This is a genomic window from Asticcacaulis sp. DW145, assembly GCF_037101385.1.
GTDB classification, from domain to species: Bacteria; Pseudomonadota; Alphaproteobacteria; order Caulobacterales; family Caulobacteraceae; genus Asticcacaulis; species Asticcacaulis currens.
Window position 1 is genome coordinate 1,801,180 of the sequence record NZ_AP029024.1, and the last position, 19,455, is coordinate 1,820,634.

Here is a 19,455-nt window from a genome sequence, read left to right on the forward strand (position 1 = left end):
AGCACCCCTACGGTGCATTGCCGCCGCTGGCCAGCACCTTGATCACGCGCTTGGACGACGGGCGGCCGCCCCAGCCCTTGCTGAGGTCCAGCTTGAGCATCAGCGTATCGCCTTCGACCCAGGCGCTGGGCGGGCGGCCTTCGATCAGCTTGACCTCCTGCACGGGGGCCAGAAGTTTGCGTCCCCTGGCCGTGCCCGACATTTCGACCATGGCGTCGGCGGTGACGGTTGCGGCATCGGCAAACAGATAGTCCGCCCCCGGTGTCTGGACGTCCGCTTCGAAGCGCACCAGACGGCTCAGGGCCGCCGAGGCGCGTTTTGAGGTCCGCACCAGATGCTGAAACAGTTGCGACGGTGACATATGGCCCGGCTCAAAGGCCTCGGCCCGGCCAGCCACGGCCACCGGATCGCCCGTCGGGCGGTCCTTGGAAAACAGGATCATACCGCCCCAGCGCGTCGCCTTCAGCACCGGTTCGCCCAGATCGTTCTTGAAGATGATGTCGCCCATCGGACCGGGCGTCGGCGTCAGGGCCCACACTTCGCTGTCGCCATCGAACTGGATCAGCGGGTTGCGGCGGCTGCGGTCGAGCACGAAGCTGGCCCCGCGATCGGTCGTAAAGCGCGCCACGGTGGGCGGCGCATTGGTGCGCCCGTCATTGGGCGTCGCCCGCCCGATCAGCGAGTCGCGCAAGGTGCGTTCGGCCTGCGCCTGCGCCATGCTGGCAAACGGCAGGCACAGGGCGAGAATCAGAAGGCAAAGCCCCCGGCAGAGCGATTGGGGCCTGAGAGAACGCAATGTGAACTGAGCCTGTGTCATTGCTCACAAACTACGCACGGAAATAGGCGGAATTAGGACCGCAGCGCGGTGTCTCCGGGGCGCTAACCGTTGAATCACAAGCGATTGCGGCATTTTTGTCACAAAGCCGCGCGCGAATGATAACCGCTCTCAAACACACAAGCCACAACGGTATAAGGTATGAAAAATCCCCCGCCATCGAGATGGCGAGGGACACGTTCTCAGCCCATAGGCGGCACAGCCTGCATAAGGCTTAGCTGGCCATATGCTGACCACCATTGACCGCGATGGTGGCACCGGTGATGAAGCTGCCCATATCCGACGCCAGGAAGGCGACGATTTCGGCCACTTCTTCCGGCGTGCCCAGACGGCCGACCGGGATGCCCGAGACGATCTTTTCCAGCACTGCCGGGGCAATGGCCGAGACCATTTCGGTCGAGGTATAGCCGGGGGCCACGCAGTTGACTGTGATGCCCTTGGCCGCCGATTCGAGCGCCAGCGCCTTGGTGAAGCCGATCACGCCCGCCTTGGCCGTCGAATAGTTGGCCTGACCGGCCTGACCCTTCTGACCGTTGATCGAAGAGATATTGATGATACGGCCATAGCCCCGCTCACGCATGCCTTCGATGACCGGACGGGTCATGTTGAACATCGAGTCGAGGTTGGTGTGGATGACCTCTTGCCACTGCTGCTGGCTCATCTTGTGGAAGAAGCCGTCGCGGGTGATGCCCGCATTATTGACCAGCACTTCGACGGGGCCCAGAGCGGCCTCAACCTCGGCCACGGCGCGCTGACAGTCGGCAAAGTCGGCCACCGACCCCTTGACCACGAAGACGCCCAGCTCTTCCGCCACGCGCTTGGCGTTTTCCTCATTGCCGGCGTAACCGGCAGCCACCTTGAAGCCTGCGTCCTTGAGGCGCTTGGCAATCGCCTTGCCGATACCGCGCGTTCCGCCCGTAACCAATGCAACTCTGCTCATATTTTTTTATCCCTTTAGTCATTCCGCTTGCGCGTAAGCCGCCATGACGCGGCGAAATGTGAATTCGGCTAATGCCAAAATGATTAGCTTCCGAGAACCGGCGCGCGTGCTGTGCTCAAAAAGCGAAGCGTTAGCACAACCAACACCTGAAGTACGTGAGCACCGGCTTGCAGGAAGATGATTATTTGCAGCCCGTCAGGGGGGCTTACCCGATGGTCTCGACGGTCAGGGCGACGCCCATCCCCCCGCCGATGCACAGGGTGGCAAGGCCTTTCAGCGGCTTGCCCGCCTCGGCGGCGCGGCGGTTCAGTTCAAAGATCAGCGTGGTCAGGATGCGCGCGCCCGACGCCCCGATCGGGTGGCCGATGGCGATAGCGCCGCCATTGACATTGACCTTCGAGGTGTCGAGACCCAGTTCCTTGACGACGCACAGGGCCTGAGCGGCAAAGGCTTCGTTCGATTCGACGAGGTCGAGATCGGCGACGCTCCAGCCCGCTTTTTCCAGCGCCTTTTTCGAGGCCGGGATCGGGCCCGTGCCCATGATGGCCGGATCGACACCCGCCGTGGCCCACGACTTGATGCGCGCCAGCGGTTTCAGGCCGCGCGCCGCGGCTTCGTCAGCCGACATCAGGATGAGCGCCGCCGCCCCGTCATTGAGGCCCGACGCATTGGCCGCCGTCACCGTACCGTCCTTCAGGAAAGCGGGCTTCAGACCGGCCACGCTGTCGAGCGTCGCGCCGTGGCGGATGAATTCATCCTTATCGACGACCGTGTCGCCCTTGCGCCCCTTGATGGTCACCGGAGCGATTTCGGCGTCAAACTTGCCGGCCTTCTGGGCGGCTTCGGCCTTGTTCTGCGAGGCGACGGCAAATTCGTCCTGCGCCAGACGGGTGATCTCCCACTTGGCGGCGATGTTTTCGGCCGTCTGACCCATGTGATAGTTGTTGAAGGCGTCCCACAGGCCGTCCTTGATCATGGTGTCGGCAAACGATATGTCGCCGAACTTCTGACCATTGCGCAGGAAGGCCGCGTGGTTGGCCTGCGACATGCTTTCCTGACCCCCGGCGATGACAATCCTGGCGTCGCCCAATGCGATCTGCTGCGCGGCCAGAGCCACGGCGCGCAGGCCCGAGCCGCAGATCTGGTTGATGCCCCAGGCGGGGGTGGTGTGGGGCAGGCCGCCCTTGATCGCCGCCTGACGCGCCGGGCCCTGCCCCTGCGCGGCCGTCAGCACCTGACCCAGAATCACTTCGTCGATTTCTTCTGCCTTGAGGCCCGAGCGCTCCAGCGCGGCCTTGATCACATGGGCCCCCAGTTCCGCCCCCGACAAAGAGGCGAGACCACCCAGGAACGAACCGACCGGTGTACGGGCCGCAGCCACGATCACCACGTCAGACACAGAGCTTACCGACATGAAAATTCCCTTTTGAAAATGACACCGGACGTTTCCCTGCAACCGCTCATTTGCGCGCGTATCCGGCGAGTTGACGGTTCGGACCCTGCCCCAAAGGCGTGACGGTGTCACGACACAAAATATGTGCAAAAGTCTCCAAACACGTGATTTTGAGCGCAAATTTTTCGCATGTGCACAACCATCACGCCGGATTTACCGTATTTTGCACGCGCACACGCGCTTTATCGCCGCAGACCCCTTGAACAACAGAGGGAATAGCCATTTAGTACGCGCAGGTCTTCCGCATAAGCACAAAAAGCGGCGGAAGAGGTCTTCGCTTTTCGCGGCTGCGCCACGGTCATGTTGCGCAATATGAAGTGCGAAGACGCCATCACACAGGACCCGTGCAGGGGGAGTCAGGAACCAAGGCATGACCGAAACCAAGACGAAGGCGAAACGCGGCGATCAGGAACGCGTCGTCATCAAGAAGTACGCCAACCGCCGTCTGTATAATACCGCCACCAGCTCCTATGTGACGCTGGACAATCTGTCGGACATGGTGCGTCAGAATATCGACTTCGTGGTCTATGACGCCAAGACCGGCGATGACATTACCCGTGGCGTGCTGGCCCAGATCATCTTCGAAGAAGAAAGCCGCGGGCAGAACCTGCTGCCGATCCAGTTCCTGCGTCAGCTGATCTCCTTTTATGGCGATTCAATGCAGAACCTTCTTCCCACCTATCTGGAAATGTCGCTGGATGGCTTTGCCAAGCAGCAGGAACGTTTCCGCTCGCAGTTTTCGCAGGCCTTTGGCGGCGCGCCGGGCCTCGGCTATTTCGACGAGCAGGTGGCGCAGAACCTGGCCATGTTCGACCGCGCCATGCGCATGTTCTCGCCCTTCTCGTTTGCAGCCCCGGGCGCGGCTCCCGGTACCCCGGCGGGTGCAGCGCCAGCGGCTGAGCCCGCGGCTCCTACCCCCGCAGCCCCGGCGCGCGACAGCGATCAGGTCAATGAACTGCGTCAGCAGATCGAGGCCATGAAGGCACAGATCGACCAGCTGGCGACGCGCAAATAGACTCTGTTTTAAGACTATGAGTGTAGATTGGGCGGGAATTTAGAGCGATGTGCGGAAAAGTGTGAGCGGTTTTCCGCAAAAACATCGCGACAAAGCAAATATTTAGAGCGAAATGGCGATTCAACTTAAAGCCATTTCGCTCTAATTTCCGCCCTTTTTCTTTTGCCGACAGAATGACGAAAAAGCCCAACCTTCCTGTGCCTGCCGGTCCCGCCGTGGACCATGAGCCCTCGTCCGCACGCCGGGTCAACAAGGCCTATGAGAATGTGGACTATGCGGCGCAGGTGCTGGGCGGCGGCGAAAAGCGCGGTCTGCGCGGTGGGCCGGAGACGCTGGGGCGGGCAAAAAAGACCTATCTGGCGTCCGAATATTCCGGGCCCAACGACCGTCGCCCGGCACCGGGTCGCGTCAAGCAGGAAAAGATATAAGGTTAAGCGCCGTTAAGCCTGCGGCACGGCTTTTGCAGCGCACCCCGCATCTGTTGCGGAGCGCTCCATGCAAACCTTCATGCCGATCCTGATCAAGACCTTCGACGTCCTGCTGGTCGCCACCATCTTCACGCTGTTCACGTAAGCCGTATCCACGATCAGATGCAGGGCCGTGCCCCGGCTCAGCCGAACTCCAGATCGCGGCGGGCGGTGATGATGGTCACGATAAAGCCGGCCAGCACATCGAGCAGCGTCATGGTGGTCAGCAGGAAAAAGGTCGAGGTGCCGAACGGGCGCAGCAGCAGAAATTCGACCAGACAGATAATAAACAGGATCATCGACAGCGAGTGGTTGACGATGGCCACGCTGTCCGAGCGGGTTGATTTCAAAAGCTCGAAAAACAGCATGATCAGGCCGATAAAGATCACCACATCACCGATCGAAACCAGCCACTGCGTGCCGGCTGACGGCATGGGGACGGTAAACAGCACATGGGTCAGGCCGTTATAGGCCGAATTGGCGTCGCTGCCGAACATGTGGAACATGGCAACGATATTGTACACCGCAACCGGAATGGCCAGCATCGGGAAGGCCGTCAGAAAACCACCCTCGTCCTTCTTAGCCGGTGCGTTCGCCATTTGCTTCCCCGTTTGCGAGATGACTGCCGTACCTACTACCGCGTTTCGCTGTTCCTGACTAGCCATCCCGTTAACCCCTTTTCCGGAAAGGTACTGGTATTATATATCGCGCATTTGAATCCAAAAACCGGTACCCACTTTTTGGAATGCGCTCAGACCTCCGTAGTCCGTCCCGGCAGACGGCGGCGGCTGTTCAGCCACATGACGCCCGGCAGGTCGGTCAGCGCGTTTTTCAGGCGGCCCCAATTGGTATATTTGGAGCTGCCCGTCGTGCGCAGCCGGTCTTCGACCGGTTCAAAAAGCGTATCATAGCCTTCGCGGTTGACCAAGGCCGGGATGTAGCGGTGCATATTGTCGAAATAGGGCAGCCGCAGAAACAGATCGCGGCGTATGGCCTTGATGCCGCAGCCCGTATCGTTCGATCCGTCCTTCAACAGACTCTTACGGATGCCGTTTGCCCAGCGAGACGCCCATTTTTTGGAGGCCGTGTCCTGACGGCGGCGGCGTTCCCCGGCCACCAGACCGACGTTGGGTGCGGCCCTGAGCAGGATCTGCGCCACATTGAGCACGTCGCTGGCCGGGTTCTGACCGTCGCCATCCATCATGGCCACGATGTCGCCGCGCGCATAGAGCACGCCGGTGAACACACCGCCCGACTTGCCCACATTGTTTTCGTGACGAATGACGCGCAGCTCCGGCACAGAGGCCTTCAGTCCTTCCAGGACCTGCGGCGTCTTGTCCGTCGATTTGTCATCGACAAAGACCAACTCATAGTTTCCGGCCCCCACACCGGCATCGAACACGCTTTTCAGCTCCTGAACGACCTGCGGAGTGGCCCCCTCTTCGTTGTGGACAGCGACGACAACGGACACGGATACAGACATGGGGCAGCGGCTCTTTAAGGGAGGAAACAGGCGGTCAGCGGCCCGCCGGTAATATGAGTCTGGCGTCTTATCAGGTTTGCGGTTAAGCGTAAACCGAACACCCTCCCTGAGATTCAGGTGCCTCGCCGCACCGGGATTTCGCGTCTGCGAGCTTTCGGAACTATGTCGAGCAAGCCCTTCTCTCCCCTGAGCCCCGATCTGCGCGGCCCGCTTCTGGCGGCCATCATCGCCTTTCTGGTCGGCCTGCCCTGCGCCCTGCTGATTCCGCCGCTCGACCGCGACGAATCGCGCTTCGCTCAGGCCTCCAGCCAGATGCTTGAGACCAAGGACTTCATCAATATCAGCTATCAGGACCGCCCGCGGCACAAGAAGCCGGTCGGCATCCACTGGCTTCAGGCGGCCTCCACCGCCCTGACATCCGACGTGGCGGCGCGCGATATCCTCTCCTACCGCTGGCCCTCGCTGCTGGGGGCGGCGCTGGCGGCCTTTGCCATGAGCTGGGGGGCCGGGTTCCTGTTCGACCGGCGGCAGGGGCTGATCGCCGGGGTGTTGTTCGGCGTCTCCTTCCTTTTGTCCACCGAAGCCTTTATCGCCAAGACCGATGCGGTGCTGTGCGGCCTGACGACCCTGTTCCTGATGGCGCTGGCGCGCATCTACGTCACCTATCGCCAGCGCAGCGACCTCAGCGAAAAGCCCAAGCTCACCAAGTATAAACTGATCTTCTGGGTGGCCTTTGCCGGATCGGTGCTGATCAAGGGGCCGATCGGGCCGATGATGTTCGCGGCGACGGCGCTGGCGCTGCTGGGCTGGGATTTGAAAGCCAAGGTACCGGGGGCCGCCGACTGGCTGAAACACCTCGGCTGGGCCTGGGGGCTTCTGATCACCGCCCTGATCGTCGGACCGTGGGCGATTGCCATCACCATCGCCACGGACGGAGCCTTCTGGGGCACGGCCATTGGCGACGATTTCGCCCCCAAGCTGGTATCGGGGTCTGAGGGCCATTTCGCGTGGCCGGGCTATCACACCCTGGCCCTGCCGATCCTCTTCTTCCCGCTGAGCTTCCTGCTGGGCGGAGCGCTGCAAACGGCGCTGTCACGCTATGCCGAGCCGGCGGTGCGCTTTGCCATCTGCTGGTTCGTACCGGGCTTCCTGATCTTCGAAGCCTCCCCGACCAAGCTGGTCCACTATCCGCTGCCGACCTATGGCGGTCTGGTGCTGCTGGCTGTGCTCGGCCTGTCGATCCCGCTGAAGACCTGGGCCAAGGTGATGAATACCGGCCTCGGTCTGTTCGGCGGCTTCCTGATCACCGCCATTGCGGCCTATGGCCTGTCGGAATTCGGCCATGCCGGCGTGGCGGTGCTGGTCACCATCGTGGCCGCCGCCGCCCTGCTGATCGGCGGTCTGGCGGCGCTGTTCCTGTGGCGTCAGCACATGACCACCGCTCTGGCCTGTCTGATCGGTGCCGGGGTGATCGCCCACCTGAGTTTTGTCGCCACCCTGTCACAGCTCAAACCCTTATGGATGTCGCGCAATCTCGAAGCGGCGCTGGTCGAAACCGATCTCGATCCGCGTCAGGGGCTGCAACCCGGTCCCGTCGCCACGCTTGGCTTTGCCGAGCCGTCCTTCGTCTTTGCCATGGGCACGGAAACCGAACTGGCCGACACGCCGGAACAGGCGGCGGCCGCCCTGCAACAGGGCCGTCCGGTCTGCGTCGAATCGCGCCACGATGCCGAATTCCGTAAAGCGGTCAGCGCCGCCGGGCTGAAGCCACGCGCCGTGAAGACTATCGAGGGCTATAACTACTCCAACGGCGACCCGGTGAAAATCACGCTGTATCAGTTACAGAAGTAAGACCCGAGGCCGAAGGGTCTCACCGCCTCACCGCGTATCACCTCTGACATCAGAGCGTTCGTCAGCTCAGTTGAGCCGCGTCATCGCTCTGTGTTTCTTTACGCCTCATGTGCGTCCGAAAAGGGGTGCCCATTTTTCGGCATGAGGCTTGATACAGAGGAGGCGTCATGAGCCCGGACACCCAAGCCGCCATCGCGTTCAGCCGTTTCGGACTGGGCAATACACCGCGGGGCCTCGACGCGGCCTTAGGTGATGCGCGGCGCGCGCTGATGGCGGAGCTGACCTCGCCCCCCGAACTCAGCCTGCCCCTTAGCGACGTGCAGCGCGATCTGGGCTTTTCCAGCGCCCTGCCGCCGACACCGGAGTTACTCACGCAGTTGGCCGCCTATAATCAGGCCCGCAAGGCCCAGCGTGAGATCAAGGCACAGACCCGAAGCCCCGCTCAGGAAGCCCCGCGCATGGACGGGGCCCCCATGGCCGCGCCCGATATGGCGGGCAAACCGGCTGCGGCGTCCGACGATCAGCGCCTGCCGCAGGCGGTTACCTCGGCCGAGGTGGCCGCACGTTTGAAGGCCTGGGGGGCCGCTCCCATCGGCTTTTATGAGCGGCTGGTGATGTTCTGGGCCAACCATTTCGCCATCTCGGTCGATAAGGGCCTGCCGGATCGTGTGCTGGCCGGGGCCTATGAGCGCGAGGCCATTCGCCCGCATCTTACGGGCCGCTTCCGCGATCTGTTGCTGGCCGTTGAACACCATCCGGCCATGCTGGCCTATCTCGACAACGACGCCTCGATCGGACCCAACGCCCGCGCCAACCGCAATGGCAAGCGCGGGCTGAATGAAAATCTGGCCCGCGAAATCCTGGAACTGCACACGCTGGGGGTCAATGGCGGCTACACGCAGGCCGATGTCACCCGTTTTGCCAAGGTGATCACGGGATGGACCCTCAGCCGCGAGGGCCAGGGCGACGGCTTCCGCTTCAACCCCAATGCGCACGAGCCGGGCCCGCAGACGATCATGGGTAAGACCTATGCCGATGACGGCGAACAGCAGGGCATCCGCGTGCTGGAAGACCTCGCCCGCCATCCGGCAACGGCGAAGCACATCGCCACCAAGCTGGTGCGACACTTCGTCAGCGATCAGCCGCCACCGGCACTGGTCGAACGCTTAAGCCGCCGGTTCATTGACACTGACGGCGACCTCAGCGCCGTCTATGCGGCCCTGATCGAGGCCGACGAAAGCTGGAGCGCGCCGCGCGCCAAGCTGCGGACCCCGCAGGAATACGTCATCGCCAGCCTGCGGGCGCTCGATACGCCGATCCAGCCGCAGCGCTTCCTTCAGGCGCTGCGTGTGCTGGGTCAGCCCCTGTGGCAGCCGCCCGGCCCCAACGGTTTTTCCGATCTGGCCAGCGTCTGGGCGACCCCGGAAGGGCTGAACAACCGCCTCGACCTCGCCTATCAGTTATCGGAGCGCGTCGCCGAAAGGACCGATCCGCGCGTCTTTGCCGAAGCGCGGCTGAAAGGCCTGCTCTCCGAGACCACCCGCCGCTCGGTCGCTCTGGCCGAAACCCGTCCGCAGGGCCTGGCCCTCGTGCTCCTCTCTCCCGAATTCATGAGGCGTTAGCGCCCGTATGGCTGCGCCACACCGGCGCTAACATTTTTGCTGACGCGCTTTTGAATCCGAAAAGTGCGTCCCACTTTTCGGAAAGCGCTTGATATGACTCTCGACCGCCGCTCCTTCCTCGTCGCCTCCACCGGCCTGTTTGCCTCGGCTGTCCTGCCGCAGAGCGCCTTTGCCGCGGGACGTGATCCGCGCTTCGTCGTCATCATCCTGCGCGGCGCGCTGGATGGCCTCGCCGCCGTGCCGCCGGTGGGCGATCCCGACTTCGCCGCCCTGCGCCCCCCGGCGTGGGAGGGCGACGCCCTGCCGCTCAACGGGTTTTTCGCCCTCAATCCCGCCATGCCGAATCTGAAGCGCCTTTATGGGGCGGGTCAGGCGGCCATTGTCCACGCCTCGGCCACCCCCTATCGCAATCGCTCGCACTTCGACGGTCAGGACGTGCTGGAGTCGGGCTATGACGCCCCCGGCCACGCCGATACGGGCTGGCTCAACCGCCTGATCCTGTCGCTGGGGGACGGTGAAAAGATCGGCACCGCGCCCCGGTCGCTGTCGGTCGGCACGCTGACTCCGCTGGTCATCCGCGGCGAAGCGCCCCTGCTCGGCTGGGCCCCGCAGCAGCTCAAAGCCGCCGATCCGGACCTCGCCCCGCGCCTGTTGCGGCTCTATGGCGAAAGCGACCCGGCACTGATGACCGTGCTTCAGGAAGGCATCGACACCGGCAAGATCGCGTCGGGCATGAACCCGATGAGCGGCACCGGCGGCCCGGCTGGGGCCATGGTCGATATGGCCAAGGGCGCAGCGGCGCTGATGGGGCGCGACGACGGCCCGCGCATCGCCGCCATGGCCTTTGACGGCTGGGACACGCACGCCGCCGAACAGCGCCGCCTGACGCAGCTTCTCGGGGGGCTCGATCAGTCTCTGGCCGCACTCGAACAGGGCATGGGGCCGAAATGGGCCGACACCGTGGTGCTGGTGGCGACCGAATTTGGCCGCACGGCGCGCTTTAACGGCACGCAGGGCTCCGACCACGGTCAGGCGACGACGGCCTTCCTCGCCGGTGGGGCGGTCAGGGGCGGGCGCGTCATCGCCGACTGGCCGGGACTTAAGGCCGCACAGCTCTACGAAGGACGCGACCTCGCCCCCACCACCGACCTGCGCGCTGTGGTGATGGGCGTGGCCCGCGACCATCTGGGGGCCGATGTGCGCCGGTTACAGACCGACGTCTTCCCCGGCGCGCTGAGCGCCAAACCGCTGGATGGGTTGGTGGGGGCCTGACGGAGCCACGCGCAACGTCAGGCCGCCGTCGCCTTCAGACCGATAATCGCCACCAGCAGCATCCCCAGAAACAGGAGCCGCATCGGCGTTACCGTCTCGTGGAACAGCACGATGCCGAGGATCGCCGCCCCCAGCGCCCCGATCCCCACCCACACGCCATACGCCGTGCCGATGGGCAGGCTTTGCGCCGCCTTGGCCAGCAAAAACATACTCCCGGCCAGCGTCACCAGCGTGAACAGGCTCGGGACAGGCTTCGTAAAGCCGTGGCTGTATTTCAGCCCGATGGCCCAGCACACCTCCAGCAGCCCGGCAATAATCAGATACACCCACGGCATCGGCAAGACCGTCGTCATAACGCACGCCTTTGATAATAAAATGTCAGGGAGCGTCGTCTTGTCTGCCCGGCGTTTTTACCGCGCATCCGTACCCCAAAACCGCGTGGCACTTTTGGGGATGCGCTGACTCCGGTCCCGGTACGGCGCGTCTCGTCGGGAACAGATGCGCTATAGCAAACGCGGCACGCCGGATAAAGCCCTGATCGGGCTCAGCTTTTGGCCACATTACAGGCCTGTAAGCTATTACACGAAATTCATTAAATAAATCAAATGATTAAATCCCGTTCATGACGTTCATTTAATTTGAAACTATCGGCGGGCTGCGGCATACCCACCTCACCGGCGGACGAAACGCCGCCCCACACAAGCAAAACTTAAACCAAATACTTATCAAACCGAAAGGATATCGACATGCAAATCTCTCTGACCGGCGCCACCTTCCTCAGCTTTGCCGCCTTCCTGACCCTCGCCCTGCTCAGCATCTGAGCCATTACTTACAAACACCGAAAGATATACACATGACACGCTACCTCACCCCGCTCTACTTCCTGTCGATCACCGCCTTCTGCGTGATCTCGCTCCTCACCATCGCTTAAGGATAAGTCCCATGACCACCGTATTAACCGGCCTGTTCTTCCTGTCGTTTGCCGCCCTCGCCACCGTCGCCCTGCTCGTCATCTGAGCGATGCTGACAAAGCGCTTGCCGAAAAGTGTGACGCACTTTTCGGATAAAAAAGCGCGCTAAAGCAAAAAATTTAGAGCCTTGAGGCGGCTCAACTGAGCCGACGAATACTCTAAATGACCAGTAACGCGTAACGACAGGGAGGCGCTGATGCCCACCGCACAGCCAAACACCAAAACCAAACGACCAAAAAACAAACGGGCGGAAGACTGATCTTCCGCCCGTTCGTATTTTGCCGAAACCGGCCCGCCAATTAACCGGGACGCACCATGTTTTCCGGGCGGACGTACTGATCGAACTCTTCGTTGGTCAGGTAGCCGCCGCCGACCGCCTCTTCGCGCAGCGTCGTGCCGTTCTTGTGCGCGGTCTTGGCGATCTTGGCGCAGGCGTCATAGCCCAGACGCCCGTTCAGCGCCGTCACCAGCATCAGCGAGTTTTCGACACCCTTACGGATATTGTCGATGCGCGGCTCGATCCCCACCACGCAGTTGTCGGTGAAGCTCACAGCCGCGTCGGCCAAGAGGCGCACGGACTGCAGGAAGTTATAGGCCATCACCGGGTTAAAGACGTTCAGCTCAAAATGCCCCTGCGATCCGGCAAAGGTCAGGGCGGCGTGGTTGCCGAACACCTGCACGCAGACCTGAGTCAGCGCCTCGCACTGGGTCGGATTAACCTTGCCCGGCATGATGGACGAGCCCGGCTCGTTTTCCGGCAGGGCCAGTTCGCCCAGGCCCGCGCGCGGGCCGGAGCCGAGGAAGCGGATATCGTTGGCGATCTTGAACAGCGACGCCGCCACCGTATTGATGGCCCCGTGCGAAAAGACCATGGCGTCATGCGCCGCCAACGCTTCAAACTTGTTCGGCGCCGTGGTGAAACCAAGGCCCGTGATGCGCGCAATGGCTTCGGCCACGCCCTCGGCAAAGCCGATCGGCGCGTTGAGCCCGGTGCCGACCGCCGTGCCGCCCTGCGCCAGTTGCATCAGCGCCGGCAACGTCGATTCAATGCGCGCAATGCCGTTTTCGACCTGCTTGGCATAGCCCGAAAACTCCTGACCGAGCGTCAGCGGCGTGGCGTCCTGCGTATGGGTGCGGCCGATCTTGATGATCTCGGCCCAGGCCTTCGCCTTGGCATCGAGCGCAGCGTGCAGGTGCTTCAGCGCCGGCAGCAGGTCATGCACGATCTGCTCGGCGCAGGCCACGTGCATGGCGGTCGGATAGGTGTCGTTCGACGACTGCGACATGTTGACGTGGTCGTTGGGGTGCACCGGCTTTTTCGAGCCCATCTCACCGCCCAGAATTTCGATGGCGCGGTTGGAGATGACTTCGTTGGCGTTCATGTTGGACTGCGTGCCCGAACCGGTCTGCCACACCACCAGCGGGAAGTGGTCGTTCAGCTTGCCCTCAATCACTTCGTTGGCCGCCTGAATGATGGCATTGGCGATGGTGGCGTCCAGCTTGCCCAAAGACTGATTGGTTTCCGCCGCCGCGCGCTTGACGATCCCCAGCGCCCGCACCACCGGCAGGGGCTGCTTTTCCCAGCCGATCTTGAAATTGCCGAGGCTGCGCTGCGCCTGCGCGCCCCAGTATTTCGAATTATCGACCTCGATGGGGCCGAAGGTATCGGTTTCGGTACGTGTCGCTTTGGTCATGACGGGAGTCTCCGTTACTGCCGGGGCATCCACGACCGGGGCCTGAGACACTTGCGTCTTAGCCGCTTTGGCCTTCGATTTTTTGTTGCCGAACAACCAGCCGAACATGGATGCACCCCTCCTGAAAATCTGCGGCTTTCAGTGGAACATTTGCCCCAAAAGGGCAAGGGGTTTTGTGGGGTGGGGGGAACCGTTCTCCTTTGCTCCCATTATGCACGCCCACACACGAAATTCCTGACAGTCCCCCGAACCCTGATCCGTTCCTCCTGAATCGCCTGAGAGCAGAATAAAGATGGAGTCATCCCCCTCTGCCTCGGGGCGCTACGCGACAGGCAGGAGAAAAGACCAACACCTTCATGCCTGCCGCCCAACCCGCGCCGCCTGAGCAGAAAACGCTTCACTCACGGCGCATTGCGCTCTAAACACACGGCGATCCGTTTTCCTCCGTGAGACCATGAGCACCTATTCCGATCTGGCCGCCGAAATCGAAGCCGAAATCCTGACCGCGCAAGACCTTGCTGCGCTCGACGCCGTGCGCGTGTCGGCGCTGGGCAAGACCGGGCGCATTTCCGGCCTTTTGAAAACCCTGGGCGCCCTGCCCCCCGAAGAGCGCAAGGCCACCGGCGCGGCCATCAATGCCGTGCGTGATCAGGTTCAGGCCGCGCTCGATGCGCGCAAGGACGTGCTGGAAGCCGAGCACCTCAGCCGCCGCCTGCAATCCGAGCGCATCGACCTGTCGCTGCCGGCCGCGCCCCGCGCCAGTGGCGGCGTCCACCCGACCATGCAGGTCATGGACGAGATGGTGGCGATTTTCGCCGAGATGGGCTTTGAAGTCGCCGAAGGGCCGGACATCGAAGACGACTTCCATAACTTCACCGCGCTGAACTTCCCGGAAAAGCACCCGGCGCGCGAAATGCACGACACCTTCTTCTTCAACCCCGATGAAAACGGGGTGAGGAAGCTCTTGCGCACCCATACCTCGCCGGTACAGATCCGCTCGATGATCGCGGGTAAGCCGCCCTTCCGCCTGATCGTGCCGGGGCGCGTCTTCCGCTGCGACTCCGATCAGACGCACACGCCGATGTTCCATCAGATCGAAGGCCTCGTCATCGACAAGACGGCGCATATGGGCCACCTGAAATGGGTGTTCGACACCTTCCTGTCGCGCTTTTTCGAGACGGACACCGTCATCACGCAGTTCCGCCCGCACCACTTCCCCTTCACTGAGCCGTCGGCGGAGATGGACGTGCGCTATTCGCGCAACGGGGCGGAAATCCGCATCGGGGATGGCGACCGCTGGATGGAAATTCTGGGCTCCGGCATGGTGCACCCCAATGTGCTGAAGGCCTGCGGCGTCGATCCGGAGGAGTATCAGGGCTTTGCCTTCGGTATGGGCGTCGATCGTCTGGCCATGCTCAAATACGGCGTGCCGGACCTGCGCGACATGTTCGCCGCCGATACGCGCTGGCTGAGCCACTATGGCTTTAGCGGGTTCAGCGCGCCGAACCCGGCAAGTGGCCTTTCCTGATTTAGAGATTTAAGACGAGGGGCCGGAAGGCCCCTCGACCCCGGAATGTAAGACATGAAATTCTCCCTTAGCTGGCTTAAAGATCACCTCGACACCGACGCCGATATTCAGGCCGTCGCCGCCGCCATGACCGCGGCCGGGCTTGAGGTCGAAGACGTCACCGACCCGGCGGCCAAACTGACGCCCTTTACGGTGGCCAAGGTCGTTGAGGCCGCCCGCCACCCCAATGCCGACAAGCTTCAGGTGCTTCAGGTCGATACGGTCGATGGCCGCAAGGAAATCGTCTGCGGCGCACCCAATGCCCGCGCCGGTCTGACCACCGTCTATGCCCCCATCGGGGCCTATGTGCCGGGCCTTGACGTCACCCTGGTCGAAAAGCCGGTGCGCGGCGTCGTGTCGAACGGCATGATGTGTTCGGCCGCCGAGCTTGAGCTGGATGGAGACTCCGACGGCATCATGGAACTTTCCGACGACCTCGCCGTCGGCACCCCGGTCAGCGCCGTCTTCGCGCTGGAGCCCGTTATCGACTTTGAGGTGACGCCGAACCGTCCCGACTGGCTAGGCGTGCATGGCATCGCCCGCGACCTCGCCGCCACGGGTCTGGGGGCCTTCAAAGACGCGCCCATCCCCCCGGTCAAGGGCACCTTCCCCTGTCCGATCTCGGTCAAGGTCGATGGCGACGCCTGCCCGCTGTTCTCCGGGCGCGTCATCCGCGGCGTCAAGAACGGCCCGTCGCCCAAATGGCTTGCCGACAAGCTGACCTCGATCGGCTTGAAACCCATCTCGGCGCTGGTCGATATCACCAACTACCTGTCGTTCGACCGCGCCCGCCCGCTGCACGTCTATGATGTGAAAAAGCTGTCGGGCAGCGTGATCGAAGCCGGTCTGCCCGCCGACACGTCTGACTTCGTGGCGCTGGATGGCAAGACCTACGCCGTCACGCCGGACATGACGACGATCAGCGACGCTTCGGGCGTCATCGGTCTGGGCGGCGTCATGGGCGGGGCCTCGACCGGCGTTGATTTCGAGACGGTCGATGTCTTCCTTGAATCGGCCTGGTTCGACCCCATCCGCATCGCCCAGACGGGCCGCACCACCACCATCACCTCGGATGCGCAGTACCGCTTTGCGCGCGGCGTCGATCCGGAATTTGTCGTGCCCGGTCTGGAACTGGCCACTCAGTTGATCCTCGACCTGTGCGGCGGAGAGGCTTCTGAAATCGTCGTGGCGGGCGAGGCCCCGGCGCGCAAGCCCGATGTCGCCTTCGACCCGGCCTACGTGGCGCAACTGACCGGCCTTGACGTGCCGTACGAGAAGGTCGAGACGATCCTTACCGCGCTCGGCTTTGGCATCACCAAGACCACGCCGTGGACCGTCAGCGTCCCGTCCTTCCGCCGCGACGTGGACGGCAAGGCCGATCTGGTCGAAGAGGTGGCGCGCATCTACGGCTTCAACCACATCCCGGCGACGCCCCTGCCCGCCGTGGCCCCCAAAAACGGCGGCGTCCTGACCCCGTCGCAGGCCCGCGCCCGCACGGCGCGCCGGGCGCTGGCGGCCTTTGGCTATAGTGAGGCCGTCACCTGGTCCTTTATGCCGCAAGGCTATGCCAAGCTGTTCGGCGGCGGTAATGACGCACTGGTTCTGGCCAATCCGATTGCCTCGGAACTGAACTGTATGCGTCCGTCCATCCTGCCGAACCTGCTGGAAGCCGCCGGGCGCAATGCGTCCAAGGGCTATCCCGGCGCTCAACTGTTTGAAATCGGGCCGGTCTATTTCGGCCTTGAGCCCAATGATCAGAAGACGGTCATTGCCGCGCTGAAGGCCCCGGACAAGGCGCGCCACTGGGCCGCCACCGGTCAGGACGCGCTGTTTGCACTGAAATCCGATCTGCTGGCCTTGCTTGAGGAACTCAATGTGCCGGTCGCCTCGCTGCAACTGGTGCAGGGATCGAACAGCGACTGGTGGCATCCGGGCCGTTCGGCGCGCCTACAACTGGGGCCGAAGACGGTGCTGGCCGAATTTGGCGAACTGCATCCGTCGGTGCTGAAGGCGATGGACCTTGATGGGGCGTATGTCGGCTTTGAAATCCGCCTCGACCTGCTGCCGCAGCCGAAGGCCAAGGCGGGCAAATCCAAAGGCGCGCTGAGCCTGTCCAACCTGATGCCGCTGACGCGCGACTTCGCCTTCCTTGTGGCGGCGGGTACGGCGTCCGGCGATCTGGTGCGCGCCATCAGGGGCGCGGACAAGCTCCTGATCAGCGAGGCGCGCGTCTTTGACGTCTATCAGGGTCAGGGCGTGCCGGAGGGTCAGGTGTCTCTGGCCGTCGAGGTCACGCTGCAACCGGCGGACAAGACCCTGACCGAGCCGGAAATCGACGCCGTATCGCAAAAGATCGTCGCCGCCGCCCAAAAGGCCGGAGCCGTGCTGCGCAGCTAAAAATCTCCTCCCTGTGCCGAAGGCATGGGGAGGTGGGTTATCTTCTCGGCTTTGCCGTCAGTAAGGCCAGACGGGCCGGTAAGTCCATTCTTTCGTGGAATAGCCCGGCGATGATCACAGGGGCGTTCGGCTCAATGATATAGACGACGTGGTGCCGTCCGAAACTCACCGGTTCTTTCGGAGGCGTATAGCCGCCCTCTTCTCGGATTGGCGGCTATGTCCTCAAATCCGGTTATCAAGATCGACAAATACTTTGCCGCCTGATCCGTTCCCCATCTGGCAGCGGTGGTCCGGCTGATGTCTCGAAACGCCTTCACGGCTTCCGCCGAAAGCACATAGGGAGCGGTCATTCTTTGGGGGCAGCCTCAAGTTCGGCTATGATCTCGTCCAGCACGCTTGGGGGCACGACCTCACCACGCCGAGCCTGATTCAGCCCCCGCAGCAGGCTGGACATCACTTCGGCCTGCATCATGTCCTCTTCGATCAGACGCCGGATATAGTCGGCTGGGCTGCCCTCGGCCGATTGGGCATCGACAAAGGCGCTGATGTCATCAGGCAGGTCTATGTTGAGGCGAACGGTCATACCCACAGTGTCCGCCCAAGCTCGAAAATTGTCAACGTTACGGCCGCAGCACCTGACGACGGTAGAGATAGGCGGCGATCAGAAGCCCCACACCCGACATGCCCGCCATCACCCAGTAGCCGCCGCTGCCCAGAGCGTCATAGAGCGGCCCTGAAGCGAGGGTGGACAGGCCCATCATCACGCCCGTCACCCAGGCGGCATTGAGCGTCTGGGCCAGACTTTCCGAGCCCTTCGTGGCCATGCGGTTGACCAGATCGAGCCCGGCCAGATAGCAGGCGGCAAACGAAAAGGCGTGCAGGGTCTGCAAAGGCCACAGGACGCCCACCGGCGGCACAAACCCCATGAGGAACCAGCGCACGACGCTGAGGCCCGCCGCCGCCAGCAACAGGGTCCACGAGCCGAAGCGGTTTCTGAGGCGAAAGCCGAACATCAGGAACAGGATTTCCGCCGCAACCCCCGCCCCCCACAGATAGCCGCAGGTCGCGCCATCGAGCCCCTGCCCCTTCCACAGAATGGTGGAAAAGCCATAATAGAAGGCGTGCGCCCCCTGCACGCAGCCCATCGCCGCCAGCAACAGGACATAGACCGGATTGCCGAGCAGGGCCCTGACGCGCTGCGCCCCCGTTTCCTGCGGCAGATAGGCCGGGGCGCGGCCCCCGCCCTCTTCGACGTGGCGCGGAGCCGCCGGCAACAGACGCCACGCCGCCAGCGCCGCCGCAAAACACAGCACAACCACCCAGATGATAATCAGATCGACACCCAAAAGGTTCAGCCCGTAACCCACCGCGATATTGGCCGCGATAAAGGCCGCCGACCCCACGGCGCGCGGACCGGTATAGTTGAAGCCTTCGCGCTTCGACATCTGGATGGTCATGACATCGAGCAAGGGACTGATCGAGGTGATGCAGCTATAGCCGACCGCCCACAGGGCGACGAACAGCCAGAAGCGCGCCTCCCCGGCCAGCGGCCACAGCATCAGCCCGCCATAGGCCAGCCCGCCTGCTATGGCCAGCCGCAGCATGGGCGACCGGAACAGCGGGAAGGTTTCGGCCCATACCCCCATCACCGGCCCGGTCACCGCGCGCAGCAGCAGCGGCAGGGCCAGAATCAGGCCGATCTGCGCCCCGCTCATGCCCTTTGAAGCGAACCATAGCGGCATATAGGGCAGGCTGGCCCCCGACCCGATAAAGATCAGGGCGTAGAAAAGGCTCTGCCGCTTTACGGTCGCCAGGGCAAAAAGGCTTGAATCGCTGCGCATAATGGGTCTTTGATCGGCGGCAACCGCCACAGCCCGCTGCACAAGTT

The 19,455-nt window shown here is 62.9% G+C and carries 16 protein-coding genes; 7 read left to right on the plus strand and 9 right to left on the minus strand.

Annotation, left to right across the window (positions count from 1 at the left end; genetic code table 11):
• Positions 1-7: 7 nt before the first annotated feature.
• From AACH73_RS08335 to AACH73_RS08345, 3 genes are all read right to left on the minus strand, one after another.
• Entirely contained in the window at positions 8-796 is a 789-nt protein-coding gene (locus tag AACH73_RS08335) for a DUF4908 domain-containing protein (protein ID WP_272741426.1), read from the minus strand.
• A 253-nt stretch (positions 797-1,049) separates the two neighbouring features.
• Positions 1,050-1,775, minus strand: coding sequence for an acetoacetyl-CoA reductase (gene phbB, locus AACH73_RS08340; protein WP_272741427.1), 726 nt, complete (start codon positions 1,773-1,775; stop codon positions 1,050-1,052).
• 205 nt (positions 1,776-1,980) lie between these two features.
• Complete coding sequence (locus tag AACH73_RS08345; protein ID WP_272741518.1) at positions 1,981-3,174, minus strand: acetyl-CoA C-acetyltransferase; 1,194 nt, start codon at positions 3,172-3,174, stop codon at positions 1,981-1,983.
• Between the two features lie 424 nt (positions 3,175-3,598).
• Between AACH73_RS08345 and phaR the strand changes: the two genes are divergently transcribed.
• Both phaR and AACH73_RS08355 read left to right on the plus strand, forming a co-directional pair.
• Entirely contained in the window at positions 3,599-4,243 is a 645-nt protein-coding gene (phaR, locus tag AACH73_RS08350; protein WP_272741428.1) for a polyhydroxyalkanoate synthesis repressor PhaR, read from the plus strand.
• Between the two features lie 173 nt (positions 4,244-4,416).
• On the plus strand, positions 4,417-4,671 hold the full coding sequence (locus tag AACH73_RS08355; RefSeq protein ID WP_272741429.1) for a hypothetical protein: 255 nt from the start codon (positions 4,417-4,419) through the stop codon (positions 4,669-4,671).
• A gap of 182 nt (positions 4,672-4,853) precedes the next feature.
• On the opposite strand, the gene AACH73_RS08360 is transcribed toward AACH73_RS08355, so the two are convergent.
• Both AACH73_RS08360 and AACH73_RS08365 read right to left on the minus strand, forming a co-directional pair.
• Positions 4,854-5,309, minus strand: coding sequence for a hypothetical protein (locus AACH73_RS08360; protein ID WP_272741430.1), 456 nt, complete (start codon positions 5,307-5,309; stop codon positions 4,854-4,856).
• A 152-nt stretch (positions 5,310-5,461) separates the two neighbouring features.
• A complete protein-coding gene (locus tag AACH73_RS08365) occupies positions 5,462-6,193 on the minus strand; it encodes a glycosyltransferase family 2 protein (RefSeq protein WP_272741431.1) in 732 nt (243 codons plus the stop codon).
• 162 nt (positions 6,194-6,355) lie between these two features.
• On the opposite strand from AACH73_RS08365, the gene AACH73_RS08370 reads away from it, so the two are divergent.
• The 3 genes from AACH73_RS08370 (at position 6,356) to AACH73_RS08380 (ending at position 10,938) form a co-directional block, all read left to right on the plus strand.
• Positions 6,356-8,044: a glycosyltransferase family 39 protein gene (locus tag AACH73_RS08370; protein WP_338734550.1), complete on the plus strand. Its 1,689-nt coding sequence runs from the start codon at positions 6,356-6,358 to the stop codon at positions 8,042-8,044.
• Positions 8,045-8,211: 167 nt separating this feature from the next.
• Positions 8,212-9,666 (plus strand): DUF1800 family protein, encoded by a 1,455-nt coding sequence (locus AACH73_RS08375; RefSeq protein WP_338734551.1) that lies wholly within the window; start codon positions 8,212-8,214, stop codon positions 9,664-9,666.
• A gap of 93 nt (positions 9,667-9,759) precedes the next feature.
• On the plus strand, positions 9,760-10,938 hold the full coding sequence (locus AACH73_RS08380; protein WP_272741434.1) for a DUF1501 domain-containing protein: 1,179 nt from the start codon (positions 9,760-9,762) through the stop codon (positions 10,936-10,938).
• A gap of 17 nt (positions 10,939-10,955) precedes the next feature.
• On the opposite strand, the gene sugE is transcribed toward AACH73_RS08380, so the two are convergent.
• On the minus strand, positions 10,956-11,291 hold the full coding sequence (sugE, locus tag AACH73_RS08385) for a quaternary ammonium compound efflux SMR transporter SugE (RefSeq protein ID WP_303651422.1): 336 nt from the start codon (positions 11,289-11,291) through the stop codon (positions 10,956-10,958).
• A 917-nt stretch (positions 11,292-12,208) separates the two neighbouring features.
• On the minus strand, positions 12,209-13,603 hold the full coding sequence (gene fumC, locus AACH73_RS08390) for a class II fumarate hydratase (protein ID WP_272741520.1): 1,395 nt from the start codon (positions 13,601-13,603) through the stop codon (positions 12,209-12,211).
• A 454-nt stretch (positions 13,604-14,057) separates the two neighbouring features.
• Between fumC and pheS the strand changes: the two genes are divergently transcribed.
• Both pheS and pheT read left to right on the plus strand, forming a co-directional pair.
• Positions 14,058-15,131: a phenylalanine--tRNA ligase subunit alpha gene (gene pheS / locus AACH73_RS08395; RefSeq protein ID WP_338734552.1), complete on the plus strand. Its 1,074-nt coding sequence runs from the start codon at positions 14,058-14,060 to the stop codon at positions 15,129-15,131.
• 54 nt (positions 15,132-15,185) lie between these two features.
• Positions 15,186-17,567 (plus strand): phenylalanine--tRNA ligase subunit beta, encoded by a 2,382-nt coding sequence (gene pheT / locus AACH73_RS08400; RefSeq protein ID WP_338734553.1) that lies wholly within the window; start codon positions 15,186-15,188, stop codon positions 17,565-17,567.
• A gap of 346 nt (positions 17,568-17,913) precedes the next feature.
• Here pheT and AACH73_RS08405 read toward each other — a convergent pair whose 3' ends face one another.
• Both AACH73_RS08405 and AACH73_RS08410 read right to left on the minus strand, forming a co-directional pair.
• A complete protein-coding gene (locus AACH73_RS08405; protein WP_272741437.1) occupies positions 17,914-18,150 on the minus strand; it encodes a hypothetical protein in 237 nt (78 codons plus the stop codon).
• Between the two features lie 37 nt (positions 18,151-18,187).
• Positions 18,188-19,408, minus strand: coding sequence for an MFS transporter (locus tag AACH73_RS08410; RefSeq protein ID WP_338734554.1), 1,221 nt, complete (start codon positions 19,406-19,408; stop codon positions 18,188-18,190).
• Positions 19,409-19,455 lie beyond the last annotated feature (47 nt).

What these genes read in the sequence shown, in the direction of transcription:
- AACH73_RS08365 (WP_272741431.1), bottom strand. Translation starts at nt 6,193, where the DNA reads ATGTCTGTATCCGTGTCCGTTGTCGTCGCTGTCCACAACGAAGAGGGG.
- AACH73_RS08410 (WP_338734554.1), bottom strand. Translation starts at nt 19,408, where the DNA reads ATGCGCAGCGATTCAAGCCTTTTTGCCCTGGCGACCGTAAAGCGGCAG.
- phaR (WP_272741428.1), top strand. Translation starts at nt 3,599, where the DNA reads ATGACCGAAACCAAGACGAAGGCGAAACGCGGCGATCAGGAACGCGTC.
- sugE (WP_303651422.1), bottom strand. Translation starts at nt 11,291, where the DNA reads ATGACGACGGTCTTGCCGATGCCGTGGGTGTATCTGATTATTGCCGGG.
- AACH73_RS08375 (WP_338734551.1), top strand. Translation starts at nt 8,212, where the DNA reads ATGAGCCCGGACACCCAAGCCGCCATCGCGTTCAGCCGTTTCGGACTG.
- AACH73_RS08405 (WP_272741437.1), bottom strand. Translation starts at nt 18,150, where the DNA reads ATGACCGTTCGCCTCAACATAGACCTGCCTGATGACATCAGCGCCTTT.
- AACH73_RS08380 (WP_272741434.1), top strand. Translation starts at nt 9,760, where the DNA reads ATGACTCTCGACCGCCGCTCCTTCCTCGTCGCCTCCACCGGCCTGTTT.
- pheT (WP_338734553.1), top strand. Translation starts at nt 15,186, where the DNA reads ATGAAATTCTCCCTTAGCTGGCTTAAAGATCACCTCGACACCGACGCC.
- phbB (WP_272741427.1), bottom strand. Translation starts at nt 1,775, where the DNA reads ATGAGCAGAGTTGCATTGGTTACGGGCGGAACGCGCGGTATCGGCAAG.
- AACH73_RS08370 (WP_338734550.1), top strand. Translation starts at nt 6,356, where the DNA reads ATGTCGAGCAAGCCCTTCTCTCCCCTGAGCCCCGATCTGCGCGGCCCG.
- AACH73_RS08360 (WP_272741430.1), bottom strand. Translation starts at nt 5,309, where the DNA reads ATGGCGAACGCACCGGCTAAGAAGGACGAGGGTGGTTTTCTGACGGCC.
- fumC (WP_272741520.1), bottom strand. Translation starts at nt 13,603, where the DNA reads ATGACCAAAGCGACACGTACCGAAACCGATACCTTCGGCCCCATCGAG.
- AACH73_RS08355 (WP_272741429.1), top strand. Translation starts at nt 4,417, where the DNA reads ATGACGAAAAAGCCCAACCTTCCTGTGCCTGCCGGTCCCGCCGTGGAC.
- pheS (WP_338734552.1), top strand. Translation starts at nt 14,058, where the DNA reads ATGAGCACCTATTCCGATCTGGCCGCCGAAATCGAAGCCGAAATCCTG.